At 58.8% G+C, this 14226-nt stretch carries 16 protein-coding genes, 3 tRNA genes and 1 pseudogene; 8 read left to right on the forward strand and 12 right to left on the reverse strand.

Annotation, left to right across the window (positions count from 1 at the left end; translation table 11 throughout):
• Positions 1 to 144: 144 nt before the first annotated feature.
• On the reverse strand, positions 145 to 891 hold the full coding sequence (locus ASD02_RS08440) for a cytochrome c biogenesis CcdA family protein (RefSeq protein ID WP_025426986.1): 747 nt from the start codon (positions 889 to 891) through the stop codon (positions 145 to 147).
• A gap of 191 nt (positions 892 to 1082) precedes the next feature.
• Between ASD02_RS08440 and ASD02_RS08445 the strand changes: the two genes are divergently transcribed.
• A tRNA-Lys gene (locus ASD02_RS08445) sits at positions 1083 to 1158 on the forward strand.
• Between the two features lie 500 nt (positions 1159 to 1658).
• Positions 1659 to 1913 (forward strand): YMGG-like glycine zipper-containing protein, encoded by a 255-nt coding sequence (locus ASD02_RS08450; protein ID WP_025426985.1) that lies wholly within the window; start codon positions 1659 to 1661, stop codon positions 1911 to 1913.
• A gap of 75 nt (positions 1914 to 1988) precedes the next feature.
• Here ASD02_RS08450 and ASD02_RS08455 read toward each other — a convergent pair whose 3' ends face one another.
• Complete coding sequence (locus tag ASD02_RS08455) at positions 1989 to 2993, reverse strand: GlxA family transcriptional regulator (RefSeq protein ID WP_025426984.1); 1005 nt, start codon at positions 2991 to 2993, stop codon at positions 1989 to 1991.
• Between the two features lie 280 nt (positions 2994 to 3273).
• Positions 3274 to 4455, reverse strand: a complete 1182-nt coding sequence (locus tag ASD02_RS08460) for a GGDEF domain-containing protein (protein ID WP_057220534.1) — start codon at positions 4453 to 4455, stop codon at positions 3274 to 3276.
• Between the two features lie 219 nt (positions 4456 to 4674).
• Between ASD02_RS08460 and ASD02_RS08465 the strand changes: the two genes are divergently transcribed.
• From ASD02_RS08465 to ASD02_RS38045, 4 genes and pseudogenes are all read left to right on the forward strand, one after another.
• Positions 4675 to 4751: transfer RNA gene (locus ASD02_RS08465), tRNA-Pro, on the forward strand.
• A 282-nt stretch (positions 4752 to 5033) separates the two neighbouring features.
• Positions 5034 to 5339: an ETC complex I subunit gene (locus ASD02_RS08470; RefSeq protein ID WP_025426983.1), complete on the forward strand. Its 306-nt coding sequence runs from the start codon at positions 5034 to 5036 to the stop codon at positions 5337 to 5339.
• Between the two features lie 34 nt (positions 5340 to 5373).
• Positions 5374 to 5450 (forward strand) — tRNA-Arg (locus tag ASD02_RS08475).
• Between the two features lie 155 nt (positions 5451 to 5605).
• Positions 5606 to 5689, forward strand: a pseudogene (locus ASD02_RS38045) (flavin-dependent oxidoreductase); the annotation flags it as partial.
• A gap of 40 nt (positions 5690 to 5729) precedes the next feature.
• Here the strand turns inward: ASD02_RS38045 and ASD02_RS08480 are convergent.
• The 4 genes from ASD02_RS08480 to ASD02_RS08495 form a co-directional block, all read right to left on the reverse strand.
• Positions 5730 to 6026 (reverse strand): hypothetical protein, encoded by a 297-nt coding sequence (locus ASD02_RS08480; protein ID WP_025426897.1) that lies wholly within the window; start codon positions 6024 to 6026, stop codon positions 5730 to 5732.
• Positions 6027 to 6430: 404 nt separating this feature from the next.
• Positions 6431 to 7639, reverse strand: coding sequence for an arsenite efflux MFS transporter ArsK (arsK, locus tag ASD02_RS08485; RefSeq protein WP_025426896.1), 1209 nt, complete (start codon positions 7637 to 7639; stop codon positions 6431 to 6433).
• A gap of 2 nt (positions 7640 to 7641) precedes the next feature.
• Positions 7642 to 9039, reverse strand: a complete 1398-nt coding sequence (locus tag ASD02_RS08490; protein ID WP_025426895.1) for an FAD-dependent oxidoreductase — start codon at positions 9037 to 9039, stop codon at positions 7642 to 7644.
• 56 nt (positions 9040 to 9095) lie between these two features.
• Positions 9096 to 9416 carry a metalloregulator ArsR/SmtB family transcription factor gene (locus ASD02_RS08495; protein ID WP_025426894.1) on the reverse strand — a complete coding sequence of 107 codons (321 nt, stop codon included), beginning with the start codon at positions 9414 to 9416 and terminating at the stop codon, positions 9096 to 9098.
• A 190-nt stretch (positions 9417 to 9606) separates the two neighbouring features.
• Here ASD02_RS08495 and ASD02_RS39635 point away from each other — a divergent pair, with 190 nt between their 5' ends.
• A complete protein-coding gene (locus ASD02_RS39635) occupies positions 9607 to 9831 on the forward strand; it encodes a GDCCVxC domain-containing (seleno)protein (RefSeq protein WP_239637575.1) in 225 nt (74 codons plus the stop codon).
• Between the two features lie 42 nt (positions 9832 to 9873).
• Here the strand turns inward: ASD02_RS39635 and arsH are convergent, their stop codons facing one another.
• From arsH to ASD02_RS08520, 5 genes are read right to left on the reverse strand one after another with little or no spacing between them, the layout of a single operon-like run.
• Positions 9874 to 10602: an arsenical resistance protein ArsH gene (gene arsH / locus ASD02_RS08500; protein ID WP_025426893.1), complete on the reverse strand. Its 729-nt coding sequence runs from the start codon at positions 10600 to 10602 to the stop codon at positions 9874 to 9876.
• On the reverse strand, positions 10577 to 11005 hold the full coding sequence (gene arsC, locus ASD02_RS08505; protein WP_225906175.1) for an arsenate reductase (glutaredoxin): 429 nt from the start codon (positions 11003 to 11005) through the stop codon (positions 10577 to 10579). The genes arsH and arsC overlap by 26 nt, the downstream gene beginning before the upstream one ends.
• Entirely contained in the window at positions 11002 to 12075 is a 1074-nt protein-coding gene (gene arsB, locus ASD02_RS08510) for an ACR3 family arsenite efflux transporter (RefSeq protein ID WP_057205006.1), read from the reverse strand. Before arsB ends, arsC begins: the two co-directional genes overlap by 4 nt.
• Entirely contained in the window at positions 12075 to 12602 is a 528-nt protein-coding gene (locus ASD02_RS08515; RefSeq protein WP_025426890.1) for an arsenate reductase ArsC, read from the reverse strand. The genes arsB and ASD02_RS08515 overlap by 1 nt, the downstream gene beginning before the upstream one ends.
• Before the next feature lie 49 nt (positions 12603 to 12651).
• Complete coding sequence (locus tag ASD02_RS08520) at positions 12652 to 13005, reverse strand: metalloregulator ArsR/SmtB family transcription factor (protein ID WP_025426889.1); 354 nt, start codon at positions 13003 to 13005, stop codon at positions 12652 to 12654.
• A gap of 535 nt (positions 13006 to 13540) precedes the next feature.
• Here ASD02_RS08520 and ASD02_RS08525 point away from each other — a divergent pair.
• Complete coding sequence (locus ASD02_RS08525; protein WP_057205010.1) at positions 13541 to 14167, forward strand: DUF1062 domain-containing protein; 627 nt, start codon at positions 13541 to 13543, stop codon at positions 14165 to 14167.
• Positions 14168 to 14226 lie beyond the last annotated feature (59 nt).

Below are 14226 nucleotides of genomic sequence, written 5' to 3' on the forward strand. Positions count from 1 at the left end.
GTCGCGGTACCCACGCGTTGGGCACGATGCACACGCCCCTCACGCAATCGGGCCTGTTCAACCCAATATCATCAACCCGATCGATTCCAATAGGTTGAGGCGCACTTGGCTAGGGCCAACCCCGTCCATTGACCCGCTGATGACCTAGCCGATTTTCATCAGAATCGGGAAGGTCTGCTGGAACCAGATGGCGACGGAGCTGATGAAGCCGAAGAGGAAGGCAAGGCCGGCCAGCACCAGAAGCGCGCCCATCAGCTTTTCGACGAGACCGAGATGGCGACGGAACCGCAGGAGAAAGCGCATGAACGCACCGGAAAAACCGGCGGCGATCCAGAACGGGATCGCAAGCCCGAGCGAATAGACGGCCAGAAGCATGGCGCCGTCCGTGACCGTATCGCGCGCAGCTGCAACGCCGAGAATCGTGCCGAGCACCGGACCAATACACGGCGTCCAGCCAAAGGCGAAGGCAAGGCCCATGATATAGGCGCCCGACAGCGTCGCCGGCTTGCCGCCGCCTTGAAACCGCGCCTCGCGGGCAAGCAGGCCGATCTTGAACACGCCAAGGAAATGCAGGCCCATGATGATGATCACCACGCCGCCGATACGCGACAGGAGATCCATGTGCTGGCGCAACAGCAGGCCGATCGAGGATGCGCCGGCACCGAGCGACACGAACACGGTCGCAAAGCCGAGCGTAAACAGAAGCGCCGCCGGCAGAACGGCGCGCCGGGTGCTGCGGGCAGAAACCACCTCGCCGCTGCGGAACTGGTCGACCGACACCCCGGCCATATAGCAGAGATAGGGCGGGACAAGCGGCAGAACACAGGGCGAAAGAAAGGACAGAGCGCCAGCGAGAATGGCGGTCCAGATCGAAATATCGGCAATCGACAACGGCAAGAACTCCGGCATGCGGTATTTGGGCCATTCCTTAGCCGCATGACCGTGACGATACCAATCACCTTTTGGCGATCATTGCGCCATGCACCATTTCTTCACGAAAGCCGTAATTTTTGGGTTGACCGGCGGGAAGCTCAAGTGCATATGTCCGCCCACTTCCGCCGGGCTTCACCGCCGCGGCCAGGGAGCGCGTAGCTCAGCCGGTAGAGCAACTGACTTTTAATCAGTAGGTCCAGGGTTCGAATCCCTGCGCGCTCACCACTTAAATTCAAGCGCTTAGCTAAAAATCACTTGATCGCTGCTCCTTAGTGAGTCGCCACCGTACATCGAAATCCCTCAAAATCGCCGTGCCCTAACTGGAACGCCCTTGCCTTCCGCGTTGCTAAGATATGGGAATGCTTCGCCAGAAACACAGGTCACCGTACCGGCCGGCGCTGCTTGTACAGACGCAGGTGGTGACCGTGCCAGCCATTGGCATTCGGTAGCGGGCAGGAAAGTCGACAACCTCGTGGATCTTCTGAACTGGCTGTACGTCCGCCGACAGGCGGGATCGGTGCATTGGTCAGAAATGCAACTTTCTTGCCGGCGTAGTTGGAGCTTTCCCAGCGGCCGCGCGGATGAGAGGCCAAGCAGCGCGCCGGCCGCCTTTGAGAATCGGCACTATCGACAATTGCAAGCATTGCGTAGATGCTGAACCTCACGCCGTGGATGCAAAGACGTGCACCAGGCCCCGGGTTGATATCGAGCAAAGGGATGAAAGCATGAGAAAGCTTGTCATTGCGGTTGGAATGATTGGTACCCTCGCGTCCTGCACTCAGACAGAGCGAGGGACTGCAATCGGTGCAGGAACCGGCGCAATCATCGGAGGCGTGGTGAGCGACAGCTGGGGCGGCGCGGCTATCGGCGCTGTGGCCGGCGGCATTATGGGCAACCTGATTGGTCGTTCCCGGGAGCGTGACGGCTATTGTATCTATCGGGATCGCTATGGCCGCCGCTTCGAAGCACGCTGCCAATAGCAGCAGCCCAGGCGTCCGATAGCGCGACCGCCAAACATAATAATGGCTGGCAAAGGTTCGGTGCGCTCACAACCTTCAGATCCCCTCGCCACCTTCCGACGTCGCACCCGCGCCGCGGTGCCTGCTACGCATCTTCAGCGGGCTCGTCCCATATTCGCGGCTATAGGCGCGGGAAAAAGCCGACAGGCTGTCGAAGCCACAGCGCAGCGCGATCTCGCGGATCGGGCTGCCCGAATCGCGCACCAGTCGATGCGCCACCTGCAGGCGCAGGCGCAGGTAATAGGCGCCGGGGCTGGTCGATAATCCCTTTGTAAACAGCAGTTCCAGCTTCCGCTGCGAAATGGACAGCCGGCGTGCAAGCGCCGACACCGTCAGCGGCCGTTCGAGCGTTCGCTCCATCAGGCGGATCGCCTCAGCCAAACCGGGATCGCGGGTCTCGATCCGCCCGAGAGACACCACGGGCTGGATGTCCGTCGCGCTGTGGGTCTGGTCGTAGACGAAGATGCTGGCGACATCGAGCGCCAGCGCCGAGCCGAGGCGCTGGGTGATGAGGTGCAGCATCATGTCGAAGGTCGGTGACGCACCACCGGAGGTCCAGAACTTTCCATCGGTGACGAACCGATCCCCCAGCACCGTCAATGCTGGAAATGCCTGGCTGAAATCCTCCAGCTCCTCCCAGTGGGCGGTTGCCTTGCGGCCGTTGAGCAGACCGCTGCGGCCGAGCAGCCAGCAGCCCGATTCGATGCCGGCCACGATGCCAAAATGGCGGGCGCATTCCTGAAGCGTGGCGATGAACCGGCGCCCGACATGCCGATCGAGATTGAAGCCACCGATCGCCAGCAGGACATCGCCTTCAAGCGGCAGCGAGAACGTGCCGTCGACCGCGATCGGTATACCGCATGTCAGGATGACCGGCTCACCGTCGGCCGAAAGCAACCGCCAACGAAAGACCTGGCGGCCCGAGACGCGGTTGGCAGCGCGCATCGGATCCAGCACGGAGGCCAGCGACATGATCGACGATTCCGGCAGCACGACCACCACGACATCGATCATAGATTGTATTTTCTCAGTGCCAGACATGCGAGAAATGTCAAATTTCTGGCGTAAAATGTCAATTGGGCGGACCGCATTCAGGCATTATCAGGTGGCAATCGATCTCCCTTCGCGCGGTGCTGCAGCCCCGCGCAGAGACGTTCCCCTTTCCGCGATATTGCCGGAACGGGCCGGCCGGACCTAGATCCGACCGGCCCGTTTTTTTATCCAAGGTTCTTAAGGAGACAAAAGGCCAGCGATGTGCCGGCTCCCGAAATAGCGACGCGCAAGGGCGGACAGCCGGATCATCGACTGCCTCGCGTCAAACTCAACCTGTCCGTGCGATTGGTATGCCAATTGCGAACGAAGCCGGTGGCGGGGCATAGGCGACTATGCAGTTACGGCCAGCATCCTTGGCCTGATAGAGTGCGGCATCTGCCATACTGAAGAGCTCTTCCCAGCTGCTTTTCGCATCCTGTCCGACGACAAACCCGATGCTGACACTGACGGCAATGCGCTGGCCGTCGCAATGGATGTGCAATTGTTCGGTGGCAAGCCGCAACCGCTCGACGATCGCTCGCGCCTGCACCTTGTTCGTTTTCGGAAGGTAGAGCCCGAACTCCTCGCCGCCGAGCCTTGCGAAACAATCGGTCGCGCGCAGGTTTGCCCGCACCAGTTCGGCAAAGGCGATCAGCACCTGGTCGCCCGCCTGATGGCCGTAGCGATCATTGATGCGTTTGAAGAAATCGAGATCCATGACTGCAAGGGCGTCGCCCTTCCAGCCGAAACGCGGCAGTTGCGACAGGAACCACCGACGGTTTCCCACACCGGTCAGCATGTCCGTGTCGGCCGTTCGCCGCAATGCCGCCTCCGCCCGCTCCTTGACCAGCACCAGTGCAAAGAGCGCAATGGCGAAGTGGCTGATGATCAGCAGGAAGAAGGCGTAGGTCGTGGTGATCGGCAGGATATCCGGCTTGAGCAGGCCAACCACGACGGCAAGGCAGAGCGTGGCGCCGATTGCGAGTGAAGCCGCGAAGATGGTCCTGACCCGCAGCGGCTCGCTTTTCCGATCTGCGACGACTGCAAAGGCGGACGCGGCGAGAAACAGGAAGGCACCGGTATTGAATGCACTTGCGCGTATAGAATTGATGACGTGGAAGTGCGTGATCAGGCCGGCAATCGCGCCGGTCAAAGGAATGGCAAGCGCCAACCAATCCGCCCGGTGGCGCCTTTGGCCGCTCAGCCGGCGCAAACCGATCCAGAACAGGGCGTAGCCGCCAAGACCAAGTGTAAAACTGGAAAGCGTCCATAGAATAGCGGGTAGCAGCTTCTGCTCGCCATACCCTGAGAGCGTCGAGGCCAGAGCGAGAAAAAGAAACCCGGCTGCCAGAATGCCGAGCCCCTCGTTCCGGGGTGACTGCCACCGGAGATAAAGAAAGCACAACGCACCGACCAGAAACGACGATTTGTGAAGCAGCAGCACAGTTGCGAGGTCAAGTTGGGCGGTCATCGATCCGGCTCGGCGTGTTTGTTTGTCGCTGCGCCTCTATCGCATGGAGTTTAGGGAGTACTAAATGAAAATGAGAAATCGGCACCAGAGCCTGAAATTCCGGCATATTGGCCGCCAAGGCGCCCTCTCATCGCATCACATTTGGCCTCCCGTGTCGGTCAACGTGAAATTTCATGTTGCAGGGCGTGGGTGAAGCGTGTATCTCCGGCGCCGTTGGCACGGAGTGTAGCGCAGCCTGGTAGCGCATCTGGTTTGGGACCAGAGGGTCGGGAGTTCGAATCTCTCCACTCCGACCAACGAAATCCCTTGAAAATCTTATGTTATTAGTTGCCCTCGATGTTGGTTGCCGCCAATATGTGGGCATATCGGGCATTTTGTGCCCCGGATCGCAGGATGCGGTGATGCCATTGCCACCTCATGGTAAATCGACCACTCACCTTGCACTGACAAAATACGGACGAAAAGCCAGATTTATCCGTCTGAAAGTCATTCCGTTTTAAATCATTCTGCGCTATGGGAAGACGCATGTCGGGGCCGCAAAATGCTCCACCAGCGAAATAACGGAGCCGTTCGAGACAATGTCCGCAAAGATCTATCGTCCAGCAAAGACCGCCATGCAGTCTGGTAAAGCCAAGACGAATCTGTGGTTGCTGGAGTTCGATCAGGAAAAGCCGCGCACCATCGATCCGATCATGGGCTACACCAGCTCCGGCGACACGTTGCAGCAACTGCGACTGACTTTCGAAAGTGCGGAACAGGCAATCGCCTACGCTGAACGCAACGGCATCGAATACCGCGTGATCGCGCCGAAAGAGGCGACGCGCAAGACTGTATCCTACCCGGACAATTTCCGTTTCAGCCGGATGCAGCCCTGGACCCATTGAGGTCCTGCCGTTTTCGACGGGCCCTGCCCGGAACGGCCCCTTAGCTCAGTTGGATAGAGCACCTGCCTTCTAAGCAGGTTGTCGCAGGTTCGAATCCTGCAGGGGTCGCCACCACTTTTCCATCTAGTTGATACTCTTGGTCTTACCTGAAATTGGGTGCGACCAAAGACTGTGCGCCAACTGTTCTCACCTCGCCGCATGCTGTCGGCATAGGGCTAAGCTGGCGCGCCGCCAGGCGAGACAATCGATGAGGCCGACACGGCCGTCCCAATCAGCTGGGCGTCGACTACAGCGCACACGTTATCGAGGCGACCCTACATCGCGTCGCACCGACTCTCGGCTGGCGCTGAGCCGCAGCTGCTCGTTTCCTCATGCTGAACGATCGGGCGCTCAGGGAACTGGTGGCGGGTGCGCGATCCCCTGGTAGTAATCACCTTCACCGGGCCCCATGAACTCATTCGTATAGCGTTCGCGTTCGTCACCCAACGTCCGGGCCGGCGGACGGTAGTAACCGTAAGCGCCGTACATCGGCATCGGCTCCACATACACATTGCCCGTCGGCATGGGATCAACATAGACGCCGCCGGGTGCAGGCTCGTAATAGTAGTTGTCGGCAAAAGCCGGTGCGGTGTTCCCGGCCAAGGTGACGACAAATGCGACGCATGACATTTTCGTAGAAATTCTCATGGCGCTGCTCCTATCTCCGGTCGGGATTCAGTCCCACCTGACGAGATACCAGGCAGCCTCTGCCTGCGGGCTTACGCTGCCTGGTAAGAATAACGCTTGATCGCTGCAACCGTTCCACCAGGCAGTCGGTTTCGACACGCAGTCGGTCGACTTGAAGCCTGGATCGGCGATCCTAGAGCGTTTCCGATTTATGCGGAACCGCACAAACGCTCTATCTCTTTGTTTTTACGCATATCCTGACGGAAAACCCGCTTCGCACTTTTCCTGGAAATGCTCTAGACGAAGCGGCCGAATAAAGGCGACCGACGCACGACCCAATTGCTCCCTGGACGACCTTAGGCTGACTGGGCATGAGGTCGTCCAGTATCAGCGGCAAACCGTGACGAAAGAACGAACGTGAAGCGTTAAGCCGGTCGGGGCAGTCCGGCAGGACCCTGCACGACTGCAACGATGGCTAAGAATGCCACCACCCCGGCTATGCCAATAGCCACAGTCATCCAGATGGACGGCACGACGCCGATCCCGGCCATCGACATGGACATGGCGAGCGGCGCAATCGCCGACATCATCTGTTTGGCCGACGTGGCCCAGCCGAGACGACTGCCGTATCCCTTTGGTCCGAACAGTTCGAGCGGCAATGTCCCGCCGACAATGCTTGTCAGACCGGAGCCTAATCCGAAGCAGATAGCGAACATTACCGCTCCGGGCACCCACGGTGTCGTCATCAGGAGGATCGTCAAACCGATTGGCAGGAGCCCGGTCGCGATAACAGCCAGCCATTTCTGCGACAGTTCACGGCCGAAGAGCAGGTTGATCAAGCGACTTGCGACCTGAGCCGGACCGAACAGCGAGGCTACCAGGAGACCTGCGGCACCAAACCCGAGCGCCTGTGTGAGCGGAACCATATGAACCAGGATCGCCGACAGCGCATAGCCTTCGATGGCAAAGCCAAGCAGCATGAGGGAGAATACAAGCGTTCCGTTCGCAAGTGGCCGGTGTTCGCCAACGGCCGCGACGGTACCCCTGGAAGCGAACACCGCAGTCGTCGTCAGCCGCGCCAGCGCCAAATGCACTGGAAGACAGACGAGGAGGTTCAACGCGGCAAAGAGCAGGTAGACTTCTCTCCAAGACAGAAAACCATGCAGCCAGGATGTCAGCGGCCAGAACAGCGAAGAGGCGAAACCAGCGATCAGTGTCAGGTGAACAATCGACTTCTGGGCTTTGTGTCCTCCAGTCTGAACGATAGCCGTGAAGGCAGTGGCATAGAGGACAGCGACAGAGACGATTTCGGTCAGCGCCAGTGCGACAGCGAAGGTGATTGGCCCGGTGGATACCGCCATCAAGACGAGTGTCGCGGAGGCTAACAGCGATCCTGCCGCCATCAATCGCCCCGCACCGATCCGGTCGGCAAGGTAGCCTGAGAGGGGTGCGGCAAGGCTGCCAACGAGCAGAGCCACCGAAAAGGCTCCGAAGACCCATTGCTGCGATTTGCCGATGTCTTCGGCGATTTCTGGCACCAGGATGCTGAAGGCATAATAGAGCGTGCCGTATCCGATAATTTGTGATGCGCCGAGGCCCGCCAGCGCCCATGTAGGAAGCTTCCGTCCTTCCATGATCACGCTCGCTCTTCTTCAACGACCGACGCCGAGCAACCACATCCGGACTTTCCCTCGGATTTGGCGGTCGCGTCGGCGACACAACAGGCATCCGTTTCTAAGGGCGCAGGTCCCCCACAGCATCCGGATGATGTGGCATTCACTGCGAGGTCGACAGAGCACACTCCTGTCTCGGGAAGGACAAGTTCGACCCGTCTGGCGGCGAGATGATCCCCTGCAAGCTCGGCGACCACGGAACGAACCTGTTCGTAGCCGGTCTTCATCAGGAATGTTGGAGCGCGGCCATAGGACTTCGAGCCGACGATGTAGAAATCCTTCTCCGGATGGGCCAATTCATCGACGCTGTGGGGCGGGACGGTACCGCAGGAATGAAGGTTCGGATCGATCAGTGGAGCCAGGGCTGGCGGGGCCTCCACGGCAGGATCGAGATCAATGCGGAGTTCTCGAAGAAACGATAGGTCAGGCCGGAAACCAGTCGTGACCACCACATGGTCGAGCGCCAGTGTGATAGGCTCTCCATTTGACACGGCTTCGACCACCACCCCTTCGCCTTCTGATTTCACACTTCTGGCAGCAAAGGACGTCAGCATTTTGAGGCGACCCTCGTCCATGGCCTTCTTCGCAGCCAACCCGAGGGCACCGCGCTCGGGTAGCTGGTCATTGAGACCGCCGCCAAGAAGGCGAGCTACACCATGGTGACGGAGCGCCCAGAAGATTTCAGTCGCAGGATCACTTTCCTGAAGTTCCAATAAGGCCAAGGCGACATTGATTGCGGAGTGACCACTTCCGACGACCAATGTTCGCTTGCCAACGAAGTCAGCCCGCCTGGTCCCGGCAACATCTGGAATGCCATAGGAGAGCCTGCCGGAGGCAATTTCACCAACAACAGGCAGCCCGTTGATCCCCATCGGGTTCGGTTGCGTCCATGTGCCGGATGCGTCGATAACGGCCTGTGCCTGGACGTCGTGCTCACCCGTTGCATCGTTGTAGCGGACCACGAAGGGCGCAGCCTCACGACCATTTGATGAGACCTTGTCAAACCCCGCACGCGTAATCGCCTTGACCGTAGCACTGAGTTTCAGGTTGTCAGCGATCTGAGGGATAGCAGATAGTGGAAGCAGATAGTTTTGAACGATCTCCCGACCCGTCGGCACACCATCTGCTCGTGGAGCGCTCCAGCCGTGGTCATCGAGCAATCGCCGCGCGGCATCGTCGATGTTGTATTTCCAGGGTGAGAACACGCGGACATGGCCCCAGTCAACAAGTGCTGAGCCGACGGAAGCCCCCCGTTCCAGGATAAGCGGTGTGATGCCTGCCTCGACCAGTCTCGCGGCAGCTGCGAGGCCAACAGGACCAGCACCAATCACTGCCACAGGAAGGTTACTATCTAAAGCCATCTGCATATCCTTTCGTATTTCTGGAAGTTTCGAAATTAGAGTACGAAAAAAAGCCCTCAGGCTACGGTTTCGTCGGTCTGCTTTGAGCAAGCTGCGTCGGCGCAGCACTCATCGGCAAGGTAGCCAATCAGCGCGTTCATGTGCTTGTAGTTCGCGGTACAAATCAGTGTCGTCGCCTGACGATCCTGGATAACAAGGCCTGTATCGACGAGCCGCTTGAGGTGGTGTGAAAGGGTCGATGCCGGAATTTCCAGCTTCTCCTGCAGCTTCCCGACCGGCAGGCCATCTTCACCGGCACGCACAAGCGCACGGTAAATCTGAAGGCGGGTAACGTTGCCAATCGCTTCGAGCTGCGATGCTGCTTTTTCGATAATCATGGAAATAAGCTATGGCGAAAACCGCCTCCGGTCAAAGAGTATTTCGGCATTTGTGGAAATACGGTGCGCGTAGAAGTATACCGTCAATCTGGGTGCTCGTACCGCCCGCACCGGGCATGATGTTTTTAGTTGTTGGGCTCACGTGCCGTGCCAAGTAGAATCACCCTGTCTACTAAAGCAAGGAACGATGGTGCAGCTTCAATCGACCCTTACCTGTCCGCACTGCGGGCAAACGGCAACGGAAACGATGCCCGTCGACGCTTGCCAGTTTTTCTATGAATGTATCGGATGTGGCACGATGCTCCGGCCAAAAGCTGGTGACTGTTGTGTGTTCTGCTCCTACGGTGACGTACCTTGCCCGCCGGTCCAAGAAGACAGGCAAAATAGAACAGGATCGTGTTGCTCCGCCTCCTGATAGGTCTTCATCCCCTGGTGGAGCTTCGAACAAGGCGTTTGTTCAGATGGCCTTGAGCTGAACCCGCTTCTCCAGCTTCTCCGCATCCTCTTTCCGCTCACTGTAGCGGTCAGTGAGGTACGACGACGCATCTCGGGTAAGCCACGTAAACTTCACCAGCTCTTCGCAGACGTCGACGACGCGGTCGTAGTAGGACGACGGCCTCATCCGGCCATCGCCGTCAAACTCCTGGTAGGCCTTGGCAAATGAAGACTGGTTCGGGATCGTGATCATCCGCATCCAGCGACCGAGAATGCGCATCTGGTTGACCGCATTGAACGACTGGCTGCCGCCGGACACTTCCATGACCGCCAGCGTCTTGCCCTGAGTCGGTCGAACGGAGCCGAGGGAAAGCGGGATCCAGTCAATCTGGGCCTTCATGATGCCGGTCATCGCGCCATGTCGCTCCGGGCTGACCCAGACCTGGCCCTCGGACCACTCGGAAAGGTCGCGCAGTTCTTTCACCTTGGGATGGCTGATCGGCGCTTCATCGGGGAGTGGTAAGCCCTTGGGATCGAACACCTGTACCTCGCAGCCGAAGCGCTCCAGCAGGCGGCGAGCTTCGTGTGCCAGAAGACGGCTGTAGGAGATTTCCCGGAGTGAACCGTACAGGATCAGGATGCGCGGCTTGCGTGTCGAGAACGCGGGATGCAGCGCATCGAGATCGAGCATACACAAGTGTTCACTGGCGGCGGCAGGAAGTGTTTCAGACAATGCGCCGTCCCTTCTCATCGAGGACGCGCTCGCCATCCTCCTTCGTGAACGCACCCTTGTGAGTGTCTGGAAGGATATCGAGGACGAGTTCGGACGGACGGGAAAGACGGGTACCCATCGGCGTGATGACGAACGGACGGTTGATCAGGATCGGGTCCTTCAGCATGGCATCGAGCAACTGATCATCGGTCAGCTCCGGATTATCGAGGCCCAGTTCCGCATAGGGCGTGCCTTTCTCGCGGATCGCCTCACGGACCGTAAGCCCCGCATCGGTGATCGTCTGCGCGAGCCGGTCGCGTGTTGGAGGCGTGTTCACGTAGTCGATGACAGTCGGCTCGATACCCGCGTTGCGGATCATTTCCAGCGTGTTGCGCGACGTGCCGCAGGCCGGGTTGTGATAGATAGTGACGTCCATGATCATGCCCTTTCGGCAACGGCTTTTTCGACGATGGTGTTCTTGGCGACGGCAGTGCCTGCTTCGTACCAGCCCTTCGAGCGGTTCACGATCCAGACGACGGACAGCATCACCGGGACCTCGATGAGGACCCCAACGACGGTTGCCAGCGCAGCACCCGACTGGAAGCCGAACAGGCTGATGGCCGCCGCGACCGCGAGTTCGAAGAAGTTTGATGCCCCAATCAGTGCGGACGGTCCCGCAACGCAATGCTGTTCGCCAGTCATCCGGTTCAAAAGGTATGCCAGGCCGGAATTGAAGTAGACCTGAATCAGGATCGGAACTGCAAGCAGTGCGATAATCGTCGGCTGGGCGGTAATCTGTTCACCCTGGAAGCCGAACAGCAGGACCAAGGTTGCCAGAAGCGCCAAGAGCGACAGAGGCTGCAGCTTGGTGAGAAGCCCATCGAGAGCCCTCGTCGTGCCGTCGGCCATCAACATCTTGCGAAGGACCTGCGAGATCGCCACAGGGATCAGGATGTAGAGCGCGACCGAGATCGTCAGCGTGTCCCAAGGGACCGTGATTGCCGACAGTCCGAGGAGTAGGCCGACAATCGGCGCGAACGCGACAATCATGATGGCGTCGTTGAGTGCGACCTGGGAAAGCGTGAAATGCGGCTCACCCTTTGTCAGGTTCGACCAGACGAAGACCATGGCCGTGCACGGCGCTGCGGCGAGAATGATCAGGCCCGCGATATAGGAGTCGATCTGGTCTTCGGGCAGCCACGAACGAAACAGGTAGCCTACGAACAGCCAACCGAGCAGCGCCATTGAGAACGGCTTGACCGCCCAGTTGATGAACAGGGTGACGCCGATCCCGCGCCAGTAGCTGCCGACCTTAGACAATGATCCGAAGTCGATCCTCAGCAGCATGGGGATAACCATCAACCATATCAGGACGGCGACGGGGATGTTCACCTTGGCGATTTCCGCTGCCCCGACGACCAGGAAGACGCCTGGCATCAGATGACCAAGCGCGATGCCGACAACAATGCAGAGAAACACCCAGACGGTAAGGTAACGTTCAAACGTCGACATCAGCTTGCCTTTTCCTGAGGCTGCGTGGAGCCTTCCATCCTGCCGATCTGGCGCAGGTGCTGTTCGAGGGCGAGCTTGTCGATGGAGGAATGCGGCAGGCTGAGAAACGCCGATATGCGGTTCTTGACGAACCTTGCAGCTTGAGCGAAGGCCTTTTGCACCTCGACTTCTGTCCCTTCGACGACTGCCGGGTCTTCGACACCCCAATGTGCGGTCATGGGATGGCCAATCCACACAGGGCACGCTTCGCCTGCTGCGCTGTCGCAGACGGTGAAGATGAAGTCCATCTGCGGTGCGCCTGGCTCAGCGAAGACGTCCCAGCTTTTCGAGGAAAACCCCGTGGACGGATAACCGAGTGCGTCTAGCTCCCTGATGGCGTGAGGATTGACCTCGCCCTTTGGATTGCTGCCCGCGGAGTAGGCGCGGAAGCTGCCCTTGCCCTCGGCGTTGAGGATGGACTCGGCAAGAATAGAGCGAGCGGAATTGCCCGTGCACAAGAAGAGCACGTTATAAACACGTTCAGACATTGGAGTTGTCCCTAGTGGTGTTGGTCCGACTTTAGAAAAATAAAGCCAGTCATGCGCTCACTCCCACGGGTGGGCAGCACGGCATGAGTTCGGCAATCAAAGGGGTGCAAATCTCCGCATTGCCGCCACAGCAGTCCTTGATCAGGAACAGTGTCAGTTCGCGGAACACATCGAGCTTTGCACGGTAGATGATTGAACGGCTGTGGCGCTCACCGGAGATCAAGCCAGCCTGTGTCAGCGTTTTGAGATGCGCAGACATGGTGTTTTGCGGCACGTCGACGATCTTCGCCAACTCGCCAACGGGCAGCCCGTCAGGCTCATGTTTGACGAGCAGCCGGAACGTGTCCAGACGAGTGCTCTGTGCGAGTGCGCCCAGCGCAGTGATGGCTTCCAAGTTATCCATATATCCAACCTATTGGATATATGGATACGAGTCAACGCGTTCTTCGAACTTTGAGCGCCTAGTACCTCTTAACAAGAATTTCTATGCCGGCACGACAGCCCGGCCTTCCCGACTGGGTCATCCGGTGTCCGACGGCACATAGAAAAACTCAATCAGAGAAACTCGTCCTCACACGCCCACGACAAATCCAAAAACGCGACTATCACAAATACTACTACTTCCCGTAGCAACAATATTCGGCTAGGACGGTTGCGCAACAAATTGCGCTGCCTTTTCCTGGAGTTCCGCTTTGCCTTTGTAAACCCCGGTCTCGCTTGTTTCACCACGTACGCCCGATAGCGATCGTCGCTGTCGGATCGCAACTCAATGCGTTCGTCGAGGTGACGGTTCGAGACCGGAATGGCATTGCCGACCTGTCGCCGCACAATTGCTTGTGCGGATCGAACCATCACCAACAACGCTGCCAGACCGCGTCCCCTGAACGGGTGCTCAAACCGTCGTCTTGATGGACTTCCAATCGGAAGAACCAGACGACATGTCTCACACATACCTGGTCCAGTGGACCATCAAACCCAAAATCGCGCCGCGTCCCTGGCTCGCCTGCAACCGTTGCCGAGCAGCACGTCCATTCGAGCCGAGCGGCAAGACACGGCTCAATGCCAATGGTCGGCGGCTGGATGCCTGGCTGATCTATCGCTGCTGCAGTTGCGACAGCACCTGGAACCGCCCCATCTTCGAACGCCGCCACATCCGCGATATCGATCCGCACACGCTCAACGCGCTTCAGACCAATGACGAAGCCTGGATCGAGAAGGTCTCTTTCGATCTCGACGGGTTGCGCCGGGATGCGGGGCAGATCGAGGAGTTTTCCGAGGTTCATGTGCAAAAGACGATTCTGAACCCGGCCGCCGAATCATCCCCGCCTCTGGAGATCGTTCTTGACCTGGCGATGAAAACATCGCTGCGAACGGAGCGGTTGCTATCCATGGAACTCGGCCTATCACGCAAGCGTATCGCCATACTTGAAGAGGCAGGCCGCCTCTCCACAGCACCATCGGGCAAGAACGCTCTACGGCGACCGGTGAAGGATGAAATGCGCATCACCATCGATCTTGCAGGCGAAGCCGATCGTAATGCAATCCTCAGCCGCGCCGGGCCTTAGCCGAAGATTGGCTGGGGTCTCGGCCCCGATCAAAGCGTGAAGAGCACGATGACGACAGC

The organism is Ensifer sp. Root1252 (assembly GCF_001425885.1).
GTDB lineage: Bacteria > Pseudomonadota > Alphaproteobacteria > Rhizobiales > Rhizobiaceae > Ensifer > Ensifer canadensis.

Bases quoted from the DNA above. Each gene is read 5' to 3' on its own strand.
- ASD02_RS08525 (WP_057205010.1), top strand. From the start codon at position 13,541: ATGTCTCACACATACCTGGTCCAGTGGACCATCAAACCCAAAATCGCG.
- ASD02_RS08520 (WP_025426889.1), bottom strand. From the start codon at position 13,005: ATGGATAACTTGGAAGCCATCACTGCGCTGGGCGCACTCGCACAGAGC.
- ASD02_RS08515 (WP_025426890.1), bottom strand. From the start codon at position 12,602: ATGTCTGAACGTGTTTATAACGTGCTCTTCTTGTGCACGGGCAATTCC.
- ASD02_RS08495 (WP_025426894.1), bottom strand. From the start codon at position 9,416: ATGATTATCGAAAAAGCAGCATCGCAGCTCGAAGCGATTGGCAACGTT.
- arsC (WP_225906175.1), bottom strand. From the start codon at position 11,005: ATGATCATGGACGTCACTATCTATCACAACCCGGCCTGCGGCACGTCG.
- ASD02_RS08450 (WP_025426985.1), top strand. From the start codon at position 1,659: ATGAGAAAGCTTGTCATTGCGGTTGGAATGATTGGTACCCTCGCGTCC.
- arsB (WP_057205006.1), bottom strand. From the start codon at position 12,075: ATGTCGACGTTTGAACGTTACCTTACCGTCTGGGTGTTTCTCTGCATT.
- arsH (WP_025426893.1), bottom strand. From the start codon at position 10,602: ATGAGAAGGGACGGCGCATTGTCTGAAACACTTCCTGCCGCCGCCAGT.
- ASD02_RS08460 (WP_057220534.1), bottom strand. From the start codon at position 4,455: ATGACCGCCCAACTTGACCTCGCAACTGTGCTGCTGCTTCACAAATCG.
- ASD02_RS08480 (WP_025426897.1), bottom strand. From the start codon at position 6,026: ATGAGAATTTCTACGAAAATGTCATGCGTCGCATTTGTCGTCACCTTG.
- ASD02_RS08470 (WP_025426983.1), top strand. From the start codon at position 5,034: ATGTCCGCAAAGATCTATCGTCCAGCAAAGACCGCCATGCAGTCTGGT.
- arsK (WP_025426896.1), bottom strand. From the start codon at position 7,639: ATGGAAGGACGGAAGCTTCCTACATGGGCGCTGGCGGGCCTCGGCGCA.
- ASD02_RS08490 (WP_025426895.1), bottom strand. From the start codon at position 9,039: ATGGCTTTAGATAGTAACCTTCCTGTGGCAGTGATTGGTGCTGGTCCT.
- ASD02_RS08455 (WP_025426984.1), bottom strand. From the start codon at position 2,993: ATGTCTGGCACTGAGAAAATACAATCTATGATCGATGTCGTGGTGGTC.